We start from the raw sequence: 17,340 nt of genomic DNA on the forward strand, positions 1-17,340 counted from the left end.
AAAAATCCCTGCAAAGACGGCTGCGGTGAAGGGAGAGATTTGCCCCGTGCGGGCGGGTATGACCCCGCCGGTCAACTTATCCGAAAAGAATTTGAGGCCGTCGCTCAGGCCGACTTGAAGCGCGCCATCAATTCGGCGCGGCCGGGATCCGTCAGCGTTGCCGCCGCGCCGAATTCCAGCGGCGTCAACAGGTCGGCCGCCGGATAGAGGATCGGATTGTCGAGCACTTCCTTGGGCAGCAGCTTGTTGACCCGCGCATCGGTCGACGGCGCGCCATTGGCCAGGTGCTCCTTCACCGCCACCTGCGGATTCATCAGATAGTTGAGCAGGGCATAGCCGGCCGGCTTGTTCGGCGCATCCTTCGGAATGGCGTAGAAGTCGGTCCAGATCTCGCCGCCTTCCTTGCCCAGCACATAGGCGATCTCGGGAATGTCGCGATGCAGCTGCGCGCCGTCATTCGTCCAGCACATCGTCATCCAGGCGTCGCCGGCGCGCATGCCCGGCTGGTAGTCGGAGGAGACCGCGAACAGATGCGGCTTGACCTTCAGCAGCAGTTCCTCCGCCTTGGCCAGTTCGTCCTGCTTGAGCGAGTTGAACGAGTAGCCGTAATATTTCAGCGCATTGCCGATCGTGGTCAGCTGGTAGTCGTGCACCATGGTGCGGCTGTCGCCTTCGGCCATGGCGGTGTCCCAGAACTCCTTCCAGCTCGTCATCGGCTTGGTCAGCTTCTTGGTGTTGACGGCAAAGCCGGTGGTGCCCCAGTTCTTCGGCACCGCGTAGGTCACCCCTTCGATCGTGCCTTCCCCGGTGAAGCGCGGATCCTCCTGCGAGCCATCGAAATTCGGCAGCTTCGCCATCTCCAGCGGCTCGATGATGCCGAGTTTCTTGTAAGTCGAGATCGTGTAGTTGGTCGGTACGAACAGGCTCCAGCCCGAGGCGCCGGCCTGCAATTTGGCCAGCATCTCCTCGTTGGAGCCGAACACGTTGACCTCGACGGCGACGCCGGTGTCCTTCTTGAAATTCTCGAACGTCGCCGGGTCATGGTAGTTCGGCCAGGTGGCGATCGACATGCGGTCGCCAAGGCTTTCGGCGGCAAAGGCCGGTGTCGGCATGATGCCGATCTCGCGCGCCATCACCGCCGTGGCAATGCCAAGGCCGGTGAGGCCAAGAAAGTCGCGTCGGCCGATCGAGCCGCGCTTCAAACGCATCAGCTGATCGACAAAATTCTTGGGGCTTATCGGCAGTCCGTCACGATATGATTTCGACATGTTTATCTACCCTCTGGTTGGCCCCGTTGTTCTTGGTCTCCGCAAACACCAGCGGCGTTCCGGAGGCAAAGCCGATGGCGACGGGTTCACCCGGCTTGAAGAGATTGCCGTGGCCGATCAGGTGATCGGCCTTGGCCAGCAGCGTTCCGATGCCCTGGACCTCGATCGCGTATTCCGCCGTCGAGCCCAGGAAGATCCGGTTGCGGACGACGCCCTTGAATGGGCCGCCTGTCTGAGCGCCGAGACTGAGCGATTCAGGACGCAGGCTGACCGAAACGGCCTCGCCTTGCTGCAGGGCGGTTCGTTTGCGCGCTGCAATGACGGTGCCATTCGCGAGCGCCACCTCCACCAGATCGCCCGAATGTCCGGCGACGGTACCGCTCAAGAGATTGGTCTTGCCGACGAAATCGGCGACGAACAAATCGGCCGGTTCGTCATAGATCTCGCTTGGCTGTCCGAGCTGGACGATGCGGCCGCCATTCATGACGCAGACGAAATCGCTCATCGACAGCGCTTCCTCCTGGTCGTGCGTGACCAGCACGAAGGTGATGCCGATCTCGCGCTGCAGGTTCTGCAGCTCGATCTGCATGTCGGTGCGAAGCTTCTTGTCGAGCGCCGCCAGCGGCTCGTCGAGCAAGAGCACCGCCGGTTTGTTGACCAGGGCGCGGGCAAGCGCCACACGCTGCTGCTGGCCGCCCGACAGTTCGTGGATCTTGCGGCGGCCATAGCCGGCGAGCCGCACCATTTCCAGCGCTTCCCCCGCTCTTGAGGCGATCTCGCGCGACGACAGCCTTGGCCGCGCCTGACGCAGCCCGTAGGCGACGTTGTCCTCGACATCGAGATGCGGAAACAGCGCGTATTGCTGGAACACCATGTTGACCGGCCGCCGGTAGGGCGGCGTGCCGGCCATGTCCTGGCCGCGAATGAACACCTGGCCTTCGCTCGGCTGTTCGAAACCGCCGATCATGCGCAGGCAGGTCGTCTTGCCGCAGCCGGATGGTCCAAGCAAGGCGACAAAGGCGGAGGGCGGGACAGCGAGATCGATGCCGCTGACCGCGGTCACCGCGCCATAGCGCTTGGTGACGCCGCGAAACTCGATGTCGGGCACTGCGGTCAAGGCTGATGGCTCCAGCAACAGGGCAATATCGGGACGCTACCAGAGCCAATGGCGGCTAGTATATACCTCTCAGGTGGTATATCTGATCTATTTTCTCGTTTAAGGGGGTATGGATTGTCCCGCAGCGACGAATACAGCCAGCTCGCCACGCTCGTCGCGGGGACGCGGGAGACCAGCGGCGACCTGTTCGGCAATGCGCTGGTCGATTGGCTGCGGCTCCATGTCAGCTTCGACCACTGCGTGGTGTTCGGCTATCGCGGCGCGGCGCGCCCGCCGCTGCTGTTCGAAACCTTCTCGCCGGCCGAAAGCCACGTCTTCGTCGCGCTCTATCAGGAGGGGCCGTATCTGCTCGACCCGTTCCACCACGCTGCGGTCGAGCGCAAGGAAGGGTTCTGGCGCATGCGCGAACTGGCGCCGGACCGCTTCTATGCCAGCGAGTATTTCCGCTCCTACTACAGCCAGACCAGGCTGGCCGAGGAGGTCGGCTTCTTCGTGCCGCTGCCGGGCAAGGATGCGCTGGTGTTGTCGCTGATGCGGCTGCGCGCTTCAGGCCCGTTCGGCACCGCCGATGCCAGGTTGCTGCGCGACATGGCGCCGGCGGTGATCAGCTTCGCCAGGCTACGCTGGCCCGCCCTTCCGGCCGACGAACCGGCAGAGGCGCAGCAGGACGAGACGACCGCTCCAGTCAACGAGTTCGACCGCGCCCATATCTGGCAAAGCCTGTCGCTGACGCCGCGCGAAAAACATGTCGTTGACCTGGTGCTGCAGGGGCATTCGACGGAATCGATCGCCAGGGCCATGCGCATCGTGCCGGGCACCGTGAAGGTCCATCGACGCAACATCTATCGCAAGCTCAAGATCAAGTCGCAGGCTGGCCTGTTCGCACGTTTCGTCGAGATCATCGACGCGCGGATACGATAATTCCTACCACCCCTCAGTCCGCCGTTTGATCAGGCTGTTGCGCCGGCTTCCCACGATCCGGTCTCGGCCATCCGCTTCAGCAACGGCGCTGGCTTGAACACATCCTTGCCCGTCCGCTGATGCCAGTACTCGAGCCGCTCGATAATCTTGCCCGGGCCTTCAAGGCCAGCCCAGAACAGCGGTCCGCCCTTGCCCATGGGAAAGCCGTAGCCATTGACCCAGACGACATCGATGTCGGACGCACGGGCCGCTATGCCTTCCTCCAGGATCTTGGCGCCCTCGTTGATCAGGGGGTAAAGCGTGCGCTCGATGATTTCTTCCGCACTGATCGCGCGCGGCGCGATGCCCCTCTCGGCGGCCTTGTCGCGGATCAGCACCTCGACCTCCGGATCCGGGGCCGGGGTACGCGAACCGTTCTCGTAGAGATAGAACCCCCGGCCGGTCTTCTGGCCGAAACGTCCTTGTTCGCACAGCGTGTCGGCGATCACGGCCGACAGGCCACGCGCCTTGCGGTTGCGCCAGCCAATGTCGAGACCGGCGAGATCGCCCATCTGGAAAGGCCCCATCGGCCAGCCGAAATCGGTGAAGACCTGGTCGATCTGGCTGGGCGTCGCGCCTTCCAGAAGAAGCGCTTCCGATTCCGAGCCGCGCGCGGCCAGCATGCGGTTGCCGACGAAGCCGTGGCAGACGCCAACCACAACGGCCACCTTGCCGATCCGCCGCGCTAGGTCGACGACGGTCGCAAGCGCATCGGGCGCGGTCTTGTCGGCGCGCACGATCTCCAAGAGCTTCATGACATTGGCCGGCGAGAAGAAATGCAGGCCGAGCACATCCTGCGGCCGCGAGGTCGAGGCGGCGATTTCGTTGATGTCGAGATAGGAGGTGTTGGTGGCGAGGATCGCGCCCGGTTTGGCCACGGCATCGAGCTTGCCGAACACCTCCTTCTTGACCGCCATGTCTTCGAACACCGCCTCGACGATCAGGTCGCAATCGGCGAGATCGGCATAGTCGGTGGAGCCCTTGAACTGGGCGAGCCGCTCGCGCTTGGCGACTTCGCTTAGCGAACCGCGCGTGACGGACACCGAGTAGTTCCTGTCGATCGTCGCCAGGCCGCGCTGCAGGGCCTCGTGGCTGGTTTCCAGCAAGGTTACGGGATAGCCGCCATTGGCGAAAGCCATGGCGATGCCGCCGCCCATCGTGCCGGCACCGATGACGCCGACGCGGGCGATCCGGCGCTTGACGGTGTCCTTGCCCGCAAGCTTTGCCGCCTCACGTTCGGCGAAGAACAAATGCCGCTGCGCTCGCGACTGGTCGCCGGCGACCAGTTTGACGAACAGCGCACGCTCCGCCGCCAGCGCCGCGTCGAAGGGCAGTGTGACGGCATTGCGCACCGACAGCGCACAGGCGATCGGCGCCTCGAGCCCGCGCGCTTTCCTGGCAAGATCCGCAGCCTCGGCGTCGAAAGCCGCGAGGTCGGTCTCCTTAAGCCCCTCATTGCGATCGCGCACCGACGTGAAGGGACCACCCTTGCGGGCTATTTCCCTGGCAAAGTTCACGGCATGGGTGGCCAGATCGCCTTCAAAGACGGCGTCGACGAGACCGGCGGCATGCGCCTCGGTCGCACCGACCGGTGAACCGGAAACGACCATCTTCAAGGCCTTCAGCGCGCCGACCAGGCGCGGCAACCGCACCGTGCCGCCACCGCCCGGCAGCAGGCCGAGCTTGACCTCCGGCAGGCCGAGCTTGGCGCCGGCATCGGCGACGCGGAAATGGCAGCCGAGCGCCAGCTCCAGCCCGCCGCCGAGCGCGGTGCCGTGGATGGCGGCGACCGTCGGCTTGGCGATGGTCTCCAGCGTCGCCACGATGGCGCGCAGCTCGGGCTGCTGCATCGGCTTGCCGAATTCGGTGATGTCGGCGCCGGCGACAAAGGTCCGGCCGGCGCATGCAATGACGATGGCGGCAACCGAAGCATCATCCCGCAGCTCAACCAGCGCCTGCATCAGCGGTTCGCGGACATGAAAGCTCAGCGCGTTGACCGGCGGGTTGTCGATAGTGACGACGGCGACGTCGCCGTCGCGGCTGACCTTCACAAAATCGGACACGCAAACCTCCGGACAATGGTGAACGGCCTGCAGCCGCGCGATTGGATTTACAGCGCTATGACGTGGATGGAAACCAGAGGGAGGCCTGGCACAATGATTAGCGGCTCGAGGTGCCCGGCTGCCATCATCGCCGAAGTAGAGATCCTTCACACCCCCCTCTGCCCTGCCGGGCATCTCCCCCGCAAGGGGGGAGATCGGACGTCACGACGGCCTTCCCAATTTTCAACGTTGAAAGGCGGACGAAACGGCGAAGCTGCCGATCTCCCTCCTTGCGGGGGAGATGGCCGGCAGGCCAGAGGGGGGTGCTGTCCCGCCAGCGTCGGCGTCTGCTCCCGCTACCGCGGCGCCTTCTGCCCGCCCGCCGCCGTGATCACCCCGACAATGATCAGCCCCGTGAGCAGCAATCGCACCCCGGCACTCACCCCAAACGTGTTGAGCATGGTCAAAAGCAGCACCAGGAACAGCGCCGCGCCCCACACGCCAGGCACATTGGCCTTGCCGCCGGCGACCGACGTGCCGCCGATGACCACGACGGCGATCGAGGCCAGCAGATATTCATTGCCGATATCGACATTGGCGCCCCGGAAATAACCGGCGAGCAGCGCACCGTCGATGCCGCCGAGCGCGCCCGACAGCGTGTAGGTGAGGAAGCGGATGCGGCCGACATTGACGCCGGCGAGCCACGCCGCCCGAATGTTCTGGCCGATCGCCAGCACCGAGCGGCCATAGATCATACGCTGCAGGGCGACGGCCGCACCGATGGTGAACAGCACGGTGAGGATCGCCAGCACCGGAATGCCCAGCACCTGCCGGTTGGCGAAATCGGCGAAGCCCGGCGGCGGCTTGATCTGCAAGCCGCGTCCGTAGCTGATGTCGATCGACTGGATGATGAAGCTGGCCGACAAAGTGGCGATGATCGGCGGGATGCGCAGCGCCCAGATCAGCAGATAGTTGGCGGCGCCGATCGCCGCCCCGCAGGCAAGCGCCGCCAGCAGCCCGACCGCGATCATGGAATCGTTGCCGTCCATCACTTTCATCGCGACGGCGCTGGCAAGGCCGATATTGGCCGGCAGCGACAGGTCGACATTGCCCGGACCCAGCGTGATGACGAACATCTGGCCGACGCCGACAATGACGGTGAACACCGCAAGCGACAGGGCCGCAGTGACCATGCCGCCGGCGCCATAACCGCCGGTGAAGGCGATCGTCGCCAGCCACACCAGAAGCGCGCCAATGAACGACCAGATCCAGGGTTTGGTGAGCAGCGATTTCACCGATGTCATCGCTCACCTCTCCTTGCGGCTGATCAGCACCCGCGCCGCCAGCACGATGATCAGGATGGCGCCGTTGGCGGCCACCTGCCAGTCGGGCGGGATGTGCATGAAGGTGAGCAATGGCGATGCGGCCAGCGCCAGCGTCAGCGCGCCGATCACAGCACCTATCGGCGATACCCGGCCGCCGACGAATTCGCCGCCGCCGAGGATGACGCCGGCGATCGCCAGCAGCGTGTAGCCATTGCCGATATTGGCATCGGCCGAGGTGGTGATGCCGATCAGCGCCATGCCGGACAGCACGCCGAACAGACCCGCGAGCGCAAACAGCACGATCTTGGTCTTGAGCAGCGACCAGCCGGCGCGCCCGAGTGCCGCCGGATTGCCGCCGGAGCCGCGCAAGATCACGCCATAGGAGGTGCGCATCAGGCCGAAATGGACGATGAGGCCGATGAGCAGCGCGGCAATGATCGGGAACGGCACGAAAGGCGGCTTGAACGCCATCAGCCCGAGCAGCCAGTCCGGCGCCTTGCCGCCGGGTTTGGGCAAAACGAGAATGGCGAGGCCCTGCCAGACGAAGCTCATGCCGAGCGTCACCACGATGGAAGGCAAATTGCGCAGATGGATCAGCGCGCCGAGCAGCGCATAGACGCCAATCGACCCGAGCAGGATGACGGCACCGATGAGCGGCGCGTCCTTCAGCCAGGTCGCCGTGACGCAGCCGACGAAGCCGACGAAGGTGCCGATCGACAGGTCGAGCTCATTGCCGGCAATGACGAACATCTGCGCGATCGTCGCCAGCGCGATCGGGATTGCCAGGTTCAGCATCAGGCTGAAGCCGAAATAGCTGATGGCGCGCGGGTTGAGCCAGGCGATGGCGAGCAGCACCAGCGCCAGCGACAGCGCCGGCAGCAGCCCGCTCAGCAGGCGGGCACGGGCCAGCGCGCCACGTTCGGCGGATGTCCCGGCGGCGGTGTCGAGGCTGGCGGTCGTCATCTCAGGCCGCGTCGCCGAAGGAGGACTGGATGATCTTCTCTTCGGTCAACTCGTCGCGGCGCAGATTGGCGACGATGCGGCCGTTCTTGAAGACATAGATGTGATCGCAATTGTCGAGCTCTTCGGTTTCCGTGGTGTACCAGAGGAAGGTGCGGCCTCGGGCAGCCTCTTCGCGCACGAGGTCATAGACCTCCAGCTTGGTGCCGATATCGACGCCGCGCATCGGGTCGTCCATCAGTACGATCTGCGCGTCCGAGCCGAGCGCACGCGCAAACAGCGCCTTCTGCTGGTTGCCGCCCGACAGTGAAAAGATGTTGTTGTTCATATCCGGCGTGCGGATGCCGATCTTCTTTTGCCAGAATGCAGCAAGCTCCGCCTCGCGCTGCGGCGAGATCAACAGCCCGCTGCGCAGCCGCGCCAGCGAGCGGATGCCGATATTCTCAGCAATCGACCATTGCGGGAAAATGCCGTCCGACTGGCGGTCGCCGGCGACCAGCGCCACCGGTGCCGTCACCTCGATGCCGGTTCGGGCCCGCGACGCCGCAGCGAAGATCGTCAGCAGCAGGTCAGTCTGGCCGTGGCCAGCCAGCCCGGCAAGGCCGATGATCTCCCCGGCACAGGCGACAAGGTCGGTGCCGTCCTTCTGCGCAGCGGGCCGCGCCCGGACCCGCAGCGGACTGGCGGCGGGCTTGGCGGCAGCGATTTGCGCCGCGATCTTCTGGCGCGCTTCCGCGCCGCCCATCGCCGTCACCAGCCGGTCGCGGTCGAAGGCGCTGGCGGCGTCGGCGACAACCACCTTGCCGTCGCGCATCACCACGATGCGGTCGGCGTTGCGCAGCACCTCGCCCAGCACATGCGAGATCAGGATGCAGCTTTTGCCGCCGGCGACGAAGCGGCGCACGAAGGCCAGCAATTGGCCCGCCGTATGCGCGTCGAGCGACGAGGTCGGCTCGTCGAGGATGACGAGGTCGAGCCGGTCCTGAGTGGCGGTGAAGGCGCGCGCCACCTCGACCATCTGGCGCCGGCCGATCGACAGGTCGCCGACGATGTCCGACGCCGAAATGCTGTGACCCGGAAAGATCTCGTCGAGCTTGGCGGCGATCAGCTCGGCGGCCTTGCGCCGCCAGCCAACCCCGCGCAGCGAAGCATGGTTGATGCGCGTGTTCTCGGCGACACTGAGATTGGGGCACAGCGACAATTCCTGGAACACGCAGCGTATGCCGAGTTGCTGCGCCCGTGCCACCGAGTAATTGTCCTCGGTGTCGCCATGCACGCCGATCTGCCCGCTGTCGGGCACCAGCGTGCCCGCCACCATGTGCATCAGCGTCGATTTGCCGGCGCCATTATGGCCGACAAGACCGACGCACTCGCCGGGACCGACGTGAAAATCGACGCCGCCCAGTGCGCGAACGGCGCCGAAATGCTTTTCGGCGCCGTTCAGTCTGATGATGTCAGCGTTCCCTTCAGGCATGCTCAACGATATCCGCTCGGCGATACGGACGGCAACGCTGCCGTTATGCTCACTTGATGTTGGCTTTAATGGCCGCGATCGCGTCTTCCTGCGTGTATTCGTGGCTGGCGACGCCGCCCTTGGGGATCTTCGGCAGCTCGGCCTCGAAATCGTCCTGTGTGAAGGCCAGGTACGGCACCAGCAGATCGTGCGGAATGTCGGTGCGGCCGTCGAGCACCTGCTGCGCCACCCAGAAGGCGAGCGACGAGACGCCGGGCGCGATCGAGGCCGACCAGGTCTGGTAGCCGTCCTTGTCCTTCTGTTCCTTCCACCACTGCAGCTCGTCCTGGCGGTTGCCCATGATGATGGTCGGACGCGGCTTGCCGGCGGCGGCGAAGGCCTGGGCCGCACCGTAACCGTCACCGCCCTGGTCGACGACGCCGACGATGTCGGGCAGCGACGGCAGGATGGTCGCCACCGCCTTTTGCGCCGTCGTCTGGTCCCAGTCGCCGGTCACCGAACCGACGATCTTGAACTCGGGATGGGCGGCGACGCCTTCGAGGATGCCGGCATGGATGGCATCGTCGATCGAGGTCCCGGCAAGCCCACGGATTTCCAGAAGATTGCCGCCCTTGGGCTGGAACTTGGCCATCTGCTCGATTTCCTGCTTGCCCATGTCCTTGAAGTCGACGACGACACGGTAGGCGCAAGGTTCGGTCACGGTGCCGTCGAAGGAGACGACGACGATGCCGGCATCGCAAGCCTGTTTGATGGCGCCGTTGAGCGCATCCGGCGAGGCGGCGTTGATGACGATCGCGTCATAGCCCTGCAGGATCAGGTTCTGCACCTGTGCTGCCTGCGTCGGCACCTCCTTGTCGGCGGTGGTGAAGATGTCGGCCGCGCCGACGATCTTGTCGGCGACCGCCTTCTTGGTGACGATGCCATAGCTGTCGAGCATCGCCTGCCGCCAGGAATTGCCGGCATAATTGTTGGAAAAAGCGATTTTCTTGCCACTGGTGTCGGCCAGCGCCGTGCCCGAGGCGAGCATTGCCGCCAGAGCGCCCAGAACGAACAGTTTCTTCATGTCGTTATCCTCCCAGATGTGTTGACTGCTGCATTCCCACCGGCTTTGACCCCGGCCTCAACTCTGATTTGAGCACGGATTGTCGCGAGCTCAAAACAGTCTCAATCCCGGCACGCGCACCCTGAGCCGGTACAGCGACGTCGACGCCGTGATGTAGAGGCTTTGCAAATCGTCGTCACCGAAGGTGAAATTCGCGCAATCTTCCGGCGTCCGGATGACGCCAAGAATGGCGCCCGACGCGTCGAAAATGTGGATGCCGCCGGGACCGGTGCAGTAAAGATTGCCGCGGCTGTCGATCTTCATGCCGTCGGGCGCTCCCGGCCCCTCGCCCTCGGTCACTGCCCACACCGCGCCGCCATTGAGGTCGCCATTGGCTTCCACGCCGAACACCCTGATGTGCCCGCGTTCGGTGTCGTTGATGAACAGCCGCGACTCGTCCAGCGAAAAGCACAGCCCGTTCGGCTGCCCGAAATCGTCGGCCAGCAATGTCAGCCGGGCGCCGTCGCCATCGATGCGGTAGACGCCCTGGAACGGCAGGTCCTGCGGGCGTGGCACGCCATAGAATTCCTTCCGGCCATAGCCCGGATCGGTGAAGTAGATAGATCCGCCGGTGGCGACGACGATGTCGTTCGGGCTGTTGAGCTGCTTGCCCTGATGGTGCGTGGCAAGCACCGTCGCGCTGCCGTTGGGCTCGGCGCGGGTCACCCGGCTCGTCGCATGCTCGCAGGTGACCAGCCGCCCCTGGCGGTCCAGCGTGTTGCCATTGGCCTTGTGGCTCGGCGCGCGGAACAGCTCGATCTCGCCCTCGGCATTGCGGCGATACATCCGGCTTTCCGGAATGTCGGAGAAGACCAGCCATTTTTCGTAGGGGTGCCAGACCGGCCCTTCGAGGAAGCCGAAGCCGCTCGCGAGCGTTTCGATCGTCGCATCGCCGACGACGTCGTCGAAGCCGGAATGGCGCGCACGCGCCGACACCGACATCATCGGCTCCCGGCGCGAACAGCCGTGCTGCTCCGCATGGTGACGAATGGCATGAACGCTTCCCGATACAGTCTTCTTGTTGGGGCAGAGCGTAGGCGCGGTACCGACGAGCCGATACAGGTCAAAGCGCACGGCCGAGTGTGCGTTTGCACAGTCGGCCCTGCCTATCGAGCATAGAATAGGGCGACGCCAGATCAGGGCCGGCGAACACGCCGCAAAAGCGCGGTCAGGGTTGCGCTCGCGCAAGCTACGGCCACAAGCACGACCACGCCGGCAGCGTTGGATTTTTGCCCTGCGCGAAATGGGTCTTGCTGCGTGGGTTGAGGGCTGTGAACCAAGGTGTTCAGATCGGACCGGCTGCCGTGCCGAACGGAATAGGCCCGCGTGAACTCGGCACCGAGAAGGAAAATTTCCGACGAGTAGTAAACCCAGAGCAGTATGACGAGCAGTCCGCCGGCGGCGCCATACGAAGACGCAATCGCGCTGGTGCCGATATACCAGCCGATAAGCGATTTCCCCAGTGTGAACAGGGCCGCGGTCCCGACAGCGCCAATTGCCACATCGCGCCATTCCAGGGTTCGATCGGGTAAAACCTTGTAGATGGCGGCAAACATCACGGAGATAAGCGCAAACGAAACGACGCCATTGATCCCGCTGAGTATGATCGTTCCGAACGGCAGATGGGCGTTGATGAAAGCGCCCAGTGCCGAGATCGCGGCGCTTGCGATGAGAGAGACCAGCAACAGGAACCCGAGTGCGGCCACCAATCCCAGACTGGCGGCCCGCGCCCGCACCAGACGCGACAGGGAGTTGCCTTGCGGTTCGATCTTCCAGATTGTGTTCAACGACTGCTGCATCTCGCCGAAAACGCCAGACGCGGCCACCAGCAAGGTGACCAGCCCTATGATCGCGGCCCAGGTGCCGTATAGGCTGCCGGATGCACTTTCCAAGGCAGTCTTCAGGAGATCGGCGCTTTCCGGTCCCATCAGCCCTGATATCTGCGCGGACAAGGCCAATTGTGCGGCATCGTGGCCGAAGACGAGACCAGCGATCGCAACCACGATCAGCAAGATCGGCGCCAGCGACGTGGCGGCATAAAAGGCCATCGCCGCACCATGGCTAAGCGCATTGTCGTTGATGAAGCCGACTATGCTTTCACGCACCAGGTGCCATGAATCTGTGATTGAGGGTCGCACTTCGAGTCCGCAGGCATTGAGTTGGCGTTTACTAGCAATGCGCCGGACCTTCCGATGTTCCGGGGCGTGGCCGCCGCTGTTTCAGTGCTCCGCCAGCCAGGCATCGAGCCGGTCCTGTTCGCGGCGCAGTGCGTCGATGTTGATCAGGCCGCGCGCCATGGCGAGATAGATCGCCCGCGTCCGCGAGTTGAACACGGAAGCATCGCCGGCGCCGTCCTCCGCCGGCAGGATGCCGAGCTTGTCGTAGACATGCTTGATACGGCTCTGTGCGCCACGGATCGACAGGCCGCGGCGTGCCGCGATGGCGCGGTCGGTCAGGCCGAGCGCGATGTCGATCAGGCTCTCATATTCGCCGTCGGTGATGCCCTCGAACTTGTCCTGCACGCGGTGCTGGATGCCGCGGATCTCGCGGTCGATGATGCAGTGGCCTTCGCGGAAAACCCCGCGCAGGGCGGACCGCATGCCCTCCTCCGTCGCCGATTTGAGCACATAGCCATAGACCGAGCCCGGCGGCACGATGCGCGCCACGCCGCGCACATAGGCTTCGTCGGCGAAATTCGACCAGAACAGGATGTGCGTGCCGGCGCGACGGTTCCAGATCGCCTTGGCAACTTCGATTCCCGTCGCCTTGGGCATCTGCAAATCGAGCACGACATGCAGCGGCTCGCGTTCGGCCGCCAGGTTGATGGCGTCCTCGCCGTCGCTCGCTTCGATCACCTCGACGTCGCCGGGCCACAGCTGCTCCACCGTTCGCCGCGCGAAGCTACGGTGCAGCCCGTCATTCTCGGCTATCATCACAAGCATCACATGGCCTCCGATACGGCGAACTCGCCAGGCACCGCTGCAGCCGCCGCCAATTCTCGCGACGGCTGGCGGTCGATCTCGACGACGACACGGGTGCCGCCGTTCTTGCGGCCGGCCTGGCCGATACGCAGCCGCGCCCCGATAAGGGCTGCCCGCGTGTGCATATGGCCGATGCCGCCATACGCGGCCGGATCAACAGCGCCGCAGCCCTGGCCGTCATCCGTCACGATCACCCGCAGCACGCTCGCGGTCGACGCCAGCAGCACGTCGATGCGGTGCGGCGCGGCATGGCGCACGGCATTGTTGATCGCTTCCTGCACGATCCGGTAGAGCGCGGTCCGCACTGGCTCGGACAGGCTGTCGGCGCCACCGTCGCTGGTGTCGGCGATGCGCACGGCGATCGGCGGCTTGGCCCTGGCGACGCTGCGGTTGAGATGCGCCTCGACCGCGTCGCGCAGGCCGAACAGTTCGAGCACACTCGGCCGCATGTCGTCGACGATGTGGCGCAGTTCCGTCAGGCAGCCGGCGACCTCCTTTTCGAGATCGGCAAGCTGTGCCGCCCGCGCCACGCCCTGGCCGCGAAGCGCCGAAAGCTGGCGCGCGATGCGGGCGAGATCGGCAAGCGTCTGGTCATGCAGGTCCATGGCCATGCGCCGGCGTTCGCGCTCCATGCCTTCGGTCAATTGCGAGGCGCCGACGCGCAGCAGCTCGACGCGGTTGCGCGCCTCGCTCTCGGCCAGCATGGCGCGGCGCGCCTCCTCGGTCTGGATCAGCGCGAAGATGTAGGGCGCGATCAGGTCGGCGCATTGCTGGGCGACCGCGACATCGGCAAGCGTGTAGCAGTCGACCTCGTGCCGGCTGATGTTGAGCGCGCCGATGATGCCGCCCCGCGCCCTGAGCGGCACGACGATGCGGCTGCGCAGCCTGGCGGCGAAGATCGGGCCGTCGATAGCGGTGGCGAAATGGAACCGCTCGTCGCTCAACGCGTCGTCGGCGAGCAGATAGGGGACTTCGCCCCACAGCACCGAGCGGATCGGGCTGACTTCGGTCGGCAGCGGATGCTGGGCAAGCTCGCTCCAGCTGGTGTGGAAGCCGGCTTCGTAACAGGCGTGCCGGCGCCCGTCATGCGACAGCACCGCCAGATCCATGTGGTCGTGCGGAATGAGCGAGCCGATCTCGATGGCGGTCGCGCGGAACGCCGTGCCGGGATCGATATGGCCGGCAAGCGCCCGCGATATCGCCAGCAGCCGGTCGATCAGGACCAGGGACACTTCCGCCATTGTTTTCACGATCCTCCCGTGCCGCGAAATAGTGGACGCATGCCGCCGCCGCTGTCAACGACGGCGCCGTTGGCGATAGGGCCCCGCACTCAGCTTGACAAAAGAGCTGACGACAGCTCGGCGGTGTCGGCAGCCTTGTGGCGGCAATAGGAATTTTTTCTTGACTCGGTGCCCTCAGCTATGGTACATTTTTGCCTATGGTGCTGATTTGCGCCTATGACCCGCCGCACAGGCGGGTTTTTCGTTTGATGCTCCGTCAGCCAATGCGCGGGCGAAGGCTCCGAAGAAACCCGTCAGCCCGAATTCGTTGCCCTGCCATTGGCCCCGCCCGATCAACTTGCGGTGCAATGATTGTAAAGGGTTCGCGTCCTGGTCTAGGGAGGAGGCCAGGAGACCGAACAGAATGCCAGTGACGCAAAACGTTGCTCCGGGCGCCCCGGGAATCCCGGCGCGCTGGACATCAAGCGCCAAGAGTGGCGTCGGAACGTCGCTTTCGCCGGTCGGCCGGATCTGGTTCACGATCAGCCACGGCATCCTCAACGAAGTCTACTATCCGCGTGTCGACAGCGCCTGCACCCGCGACCTCGGCTTGATCGTCACCGGTCCCGGCGGCTATTTTTCGGAAGAGAAACGCGATGCCGTGCATACGATCGAACCGTTCGAGGATGGCGTGCCCGCCTACCGGCTGGTCAATACGGCGAGCGACGGCGCCTGGCGGATCGAAAAGCGCATCCTCGCCGACCCGGCGCGCCCGGCGCTGCTGCAGGAAATCACCTACACGGCGCTGAAAGGAGTGCCCGGTGACTACCGCGTCTACGCGCTTCTGGCGCCGCATCTGGTCAATGCCGGCATGGGCAACACCGCATGGGTCGGCGAGCACGAGGGAAAGCCCGTGCTGTTCGCCTCGGGGCGCGGCTCTTTCCTGGCGCTGGCTTCGTCGCTGCCCTGGAAAACCGGTTCGGCCGGCTATGTCGGCTTTTCCGACGGCTGGCAGCAACTCCACAACACCGGAGAACTCGATCCAGCTTGCCAGCGGGCCGAGGACGGCAATGTCGCGCTGACGGGCGAGATCGGCTTTTCCGCCACAGAGACCAAGGCCTTGCTGGCGCTTGGGTTTGGCGCGACATCAGACGAGGCCACGGAACATGCTTTCGCCAGCCTGAAGCAGGGTTTTGAACCCGCGGCGAAATCCTACCTCCAGAACTGGCGCAATTGGCAAAAGGGTTTGCTGCCGCTCGACGACCGGCACGCGGTGCCCGGGATCAACTTCTATCGTGTCTCGACGGCGGTACTGGCGACGCACCGGTCGATCGCGACACCGGGCGCCGCGGTCGCCAGCCTGTCGATCCCGTGGGGCTTCAACAAGGGTGACGACGACCTCGGCGGCTACCATCTGGTCTGGCCGCGCGATCTGGTCGAGACGGCGGGCGGCTTTCTTGCTGCCGGCGATGCTGCCTCGGCCCTGCAAATCCTCGATTACCTCAGTTCCATCCAGCAGCCGGACGGCCATTGGCCGCAGAACGCCTGGCTCGACGGATCGGCCTATTGGCCCGGCATCCAGATGGACGAATGCGCCTTTCCGCTGCTGCTGGCCGATGCTTTGCGCCGCACCGGCCATTTGCCGCGCGCCAGGCTCATGACCTTCCTGCCGATGATCGAGCGCGCCGCCGGCTATGTCGTGTGCAACGGACCCGTCACCGGCGAAGACCGCTGGGAAGAGGATGCCGGCTACAGCCCGTTCACGCTCGCCGTCGAAATCGCCGCACTGCTTGCCGCGGCAGACCTGCTCGACGCCTGCGGCAAGACAGACGCCGCGACCTACCTGCGCGAGACATCAGACGTCTGGAACGACCAGGTCGAGCGCTGGACCTACGTCACCGGCACGGCGACCTGCAATCAAGTCGGCGTCGAAGGCTACTATGTCCGCATAGCATCACCCGACAGCGCCGAGGCCAGTTCACCGAAGGACGGCTATGTCCCAATCAAGAACCGGCCGCCCGGCGACACGGATCGGCCCGCCAAGGAGATCGTCAGCCCGGATGCGCTGGCGCTGGTGCGCTTCGGTCTGCGGGCGGCTGACGACCCGCGCATGACAGACACGGTCAAGGTCATCGACGCGCAATTGCGCTGCGATCTGCCGCAAGGGCCGCTCTGGTATCGCTACAATGGCGATGGCTATGGCGAGCACGAAGACGGCGCAGCTTTCGATGGCACCGGCCAGGGTCGCCCCTGGCCGCTGTTGGCCGGCGAACGCGCCCACTATGAGCTGGCAGCGGGGCGCAAGGAAATCGCGGTCAGCCTGCTGGCGACGCTTGAAAGGTCCGCAGGCCCAGTCGGCCTGTTGCCGGAGCAGGTCTGGGACGGCGCCGATCTGCCGGAACGCGAACTGCTGCATGGCCGCCCCTCGGGCAGCGCCATGCCGCTGGTCTGGGCGCATTCGGAGCATATCAAGCTGTTGCGCTCGCTGCGCGACAGCGCGGTCTTCGACATGCCGCCGCAAGGCGTCCAGCGCTATATCGAGGACAAGACCGTATCGCCGTTCAGAACCTGGCGGTTCAACAACAAGATCCGCACCATGCCGGAGGGCAAGACGCTGCGTGTCGAATTGTTGGACCCGGCTACAGTCCACTGGAGCACTGACAACTGGGCAACCGCCCATGACAGCCAGACGGTGGAGAACGCCTTCGGCATCCATCTTGCCGATCTGCCCGCGGCAAGCCTCTCCGAGGGAAGCACGCTGATCTTCACTTTTTTCTGGCCCGCAACCGGCGATTGGGAGAATGTCGACTTCTCCGTCATATCGGGCGACCAAGATGGCCAGTAGATCATAGCCAGTAGACCTTCCCTCGATAAACCCCGCAAATCTCTTA

At 64.8% G+C, this 17,340-nt stretch carries 13 protein-coding genes; 2 read left to right on the forward strand and 11 right to left on the reverse strand.

The window, feature by feature from the left end; all coding sequences use genetic code 11:
• Nucleotides 1–104 precede the first annotated feature (104 nt).
• Both EOA19_RS15740 and EOA19_RS15745 read right to left on the reverse strand, forming a co-directional pair.
• The gene (locus EOA19_RS15740) at nt 105–1,268 is read right to left on the reverse strand and encodes a spermidine/putrescine ABC transporter substrate-binding protein (RefSeq protein WP_128304130.1); all 1,164 of its coding nucleotides are present in this window, start codon (nt 1,266–1,268) and stop codon (nt 105–107) included.
• The gene (locus EOA19_RS15745) at nt 1,249–2,385 is read right to left on the reverse strand and encodes an ABC transporter ATP-binding protein (RefSeq protein WP_128304131.1); all 1,137 of its coding nucleotides are present in this window, start codon (nt 2,383–2,385) and stop codon (nt 1,249–1,251) included. The genes EOA19_RS15740 and EOA19_RS15745 overlap by 20 nt, the downstream gene beginning before the upstream one ends.
• Nucleotides 2,386–2,499: 114 nt before the next feature.
• Between EOA19_RS15745 and EOA19_RS15750 the strand changes: the two genes are divergently transcribed.
• Nucleotides 2,500–3,306, forward strand: a complete 807-nt coding sequence (locus EOA19_RS15750) for a LuxR C-terminal-related transcriptional regulator (RefSeq protein ID WP_128304132.1) — start codon at nt 2,500–2,502, stop codon at nt 3,304–3,306.
• A gap of 29 nt (nt 3,307–3,335) precedes the next feature.
• On the opposite strand, the gene EOA19_RS15755 is transcribed toward EOA19_RS15750, so the two are convergent.
• The 9 genes from EOA19_RS15755 to EOA19_RS15795 form a co-directional block, all read right to left on the reverse strand.
• On the reverse strand, nt 3,336–5,408 hold the full coding sequence (locus tag EOA19_RS15755) for a 3-hydroxyacyl-CoA dehydrogenase NAD-binding domain-containing protein (RefSeq protein WP_128304133.1): 2,073 nt from the start codon (nt 5,406–5,408) through the stop codon (nt 3,336–3,338).
• Nucleotides 5,409–5,743: 335 nt separating this feature from the next.
• Nucleotides 5,744–6,691 carry an ABC transporter permease gene (locus EOA19_RS15760; RefSeq protein ID WP_023811208.1) on the reverse strand — a complete coding sequence of 316 codons (948 nt, stop codon included), beginning with the start codon at nt 6,689–6,691 and terminating at the stop codon, nt 5,744–5,746.
• Nucleotides 6,692–6,694: 3 nt separating this feature from the next.
• A complete protein-coding gene (locus EOA19_RS15765) occupies nt 6,695–7,675 on the reverse strand; it encodes an ABC transporter permease (protein WP_128304134.1) in 981 nt (326 codons plus the stop codon).
• Nucleotide 7,676: 1 nt separating this feature from the next.
• Nucleotides 7,677–9,146 (reverse strand): sugar ABC transporter ATP-binding protein, encoded by a 1,470-nt coding sequence (locus tag EOA19_RS15770; RefSeq protein ID WP_128304135.1) that lies wholly within the window; start codon nt 9,144–9,146, stop codon nt 7,677–7,679.
• Between the two features lie 49 nt (nt 9,147–9,195).
• A complete protein-coding gene (locus EOA19_RS15775; RefSeq protein ID WP_023811211.1) occupies nt 9,196–10,209 on the reverse strand; it encodes an ABC transporter substrate-binding protein in 1,014 nt (337 codons plus the stop codon).
• Between the two features lie 90 nt (nt 10,210–10,299).
• The gene (locus tag EOA19_RS15780) at nt 10,300–11,322 is read right to left on the reverse strand and encodes an SMP-30/gluconolactonase/LRE family protein (protein WP_245273213.1); all 1,023 of its coding nucleotides are present in this window, start codon (nt 11,320–11,322) and stop codon (nt 10,300–10,302) included.
• Between the two features lie 62 nt (nt 11,323–11,384).
• Nucleotides 11,385–12,296, reverse strand: coding sequence for a YihY/virulence factor BrkB family protein (locus EOA19_RS15785; RefSeq protein WP_245273214.1), 912 nt, complete (start codon nt 12,294–12,296; stop codon nt 11,385–11,387).
• Nucleotides 12,297–12,467: 171 nt separating this feature from the next.
• Nucleotides 12,468–13,190: a response regulator transcription factor gene (locus EOA19_RS15790; RefSeq protein ID WP_023811214.1), complete on the reverse strand. Its 723-nt coding sequence runs from the start codon at nt 13,188–13,190 to the stop codon at nt 12,468–12,470.
• Nucleotides 13,190–14,470: a histidine kinase gene (locus tag EOA19_RS15795; protein ID WP_023811215.1), complete on the reverse strand. Its 1,281-nt coding sequence runs from the start codon at nt 14,468–14,470 to the stop codon at nt 13,190–13,192. Before EOA19_RS15795 ends, EOA19_RS15790 begins: the two co-directional genes overlap by 1 nt.
• Nucleotides 14,471–14,873: 403 nt before the next feature.
• Between EOA19_RS15795 and EOA19_RS15800 the strand changes: the two genes are divergently transcribed.
• Complete coding sequence (locus EOA19_RS15800; RefSeq protein ID WP_023811216.1) at nt 14,874–17,294, forward strand: glucan 1,4-alpha-glucosidase; 2,421 nt, start codon at nt 14,874–14,876, stop codon at nt 17,292–17,294.
• Nucleotides 17,295–17,340 lie beyond the last annotated feature (46 nt).

The organism is Mesorhizobium sp. M7A.F.Ca.US.010.02.1.1 (assembly GCF_004023085.1).
Classification (GTDB): Bacteria; Pseudomonadota; Alphaproteobacteria; order Rhizobiales; family Rhizobiaceae; genus Mesorhizobium.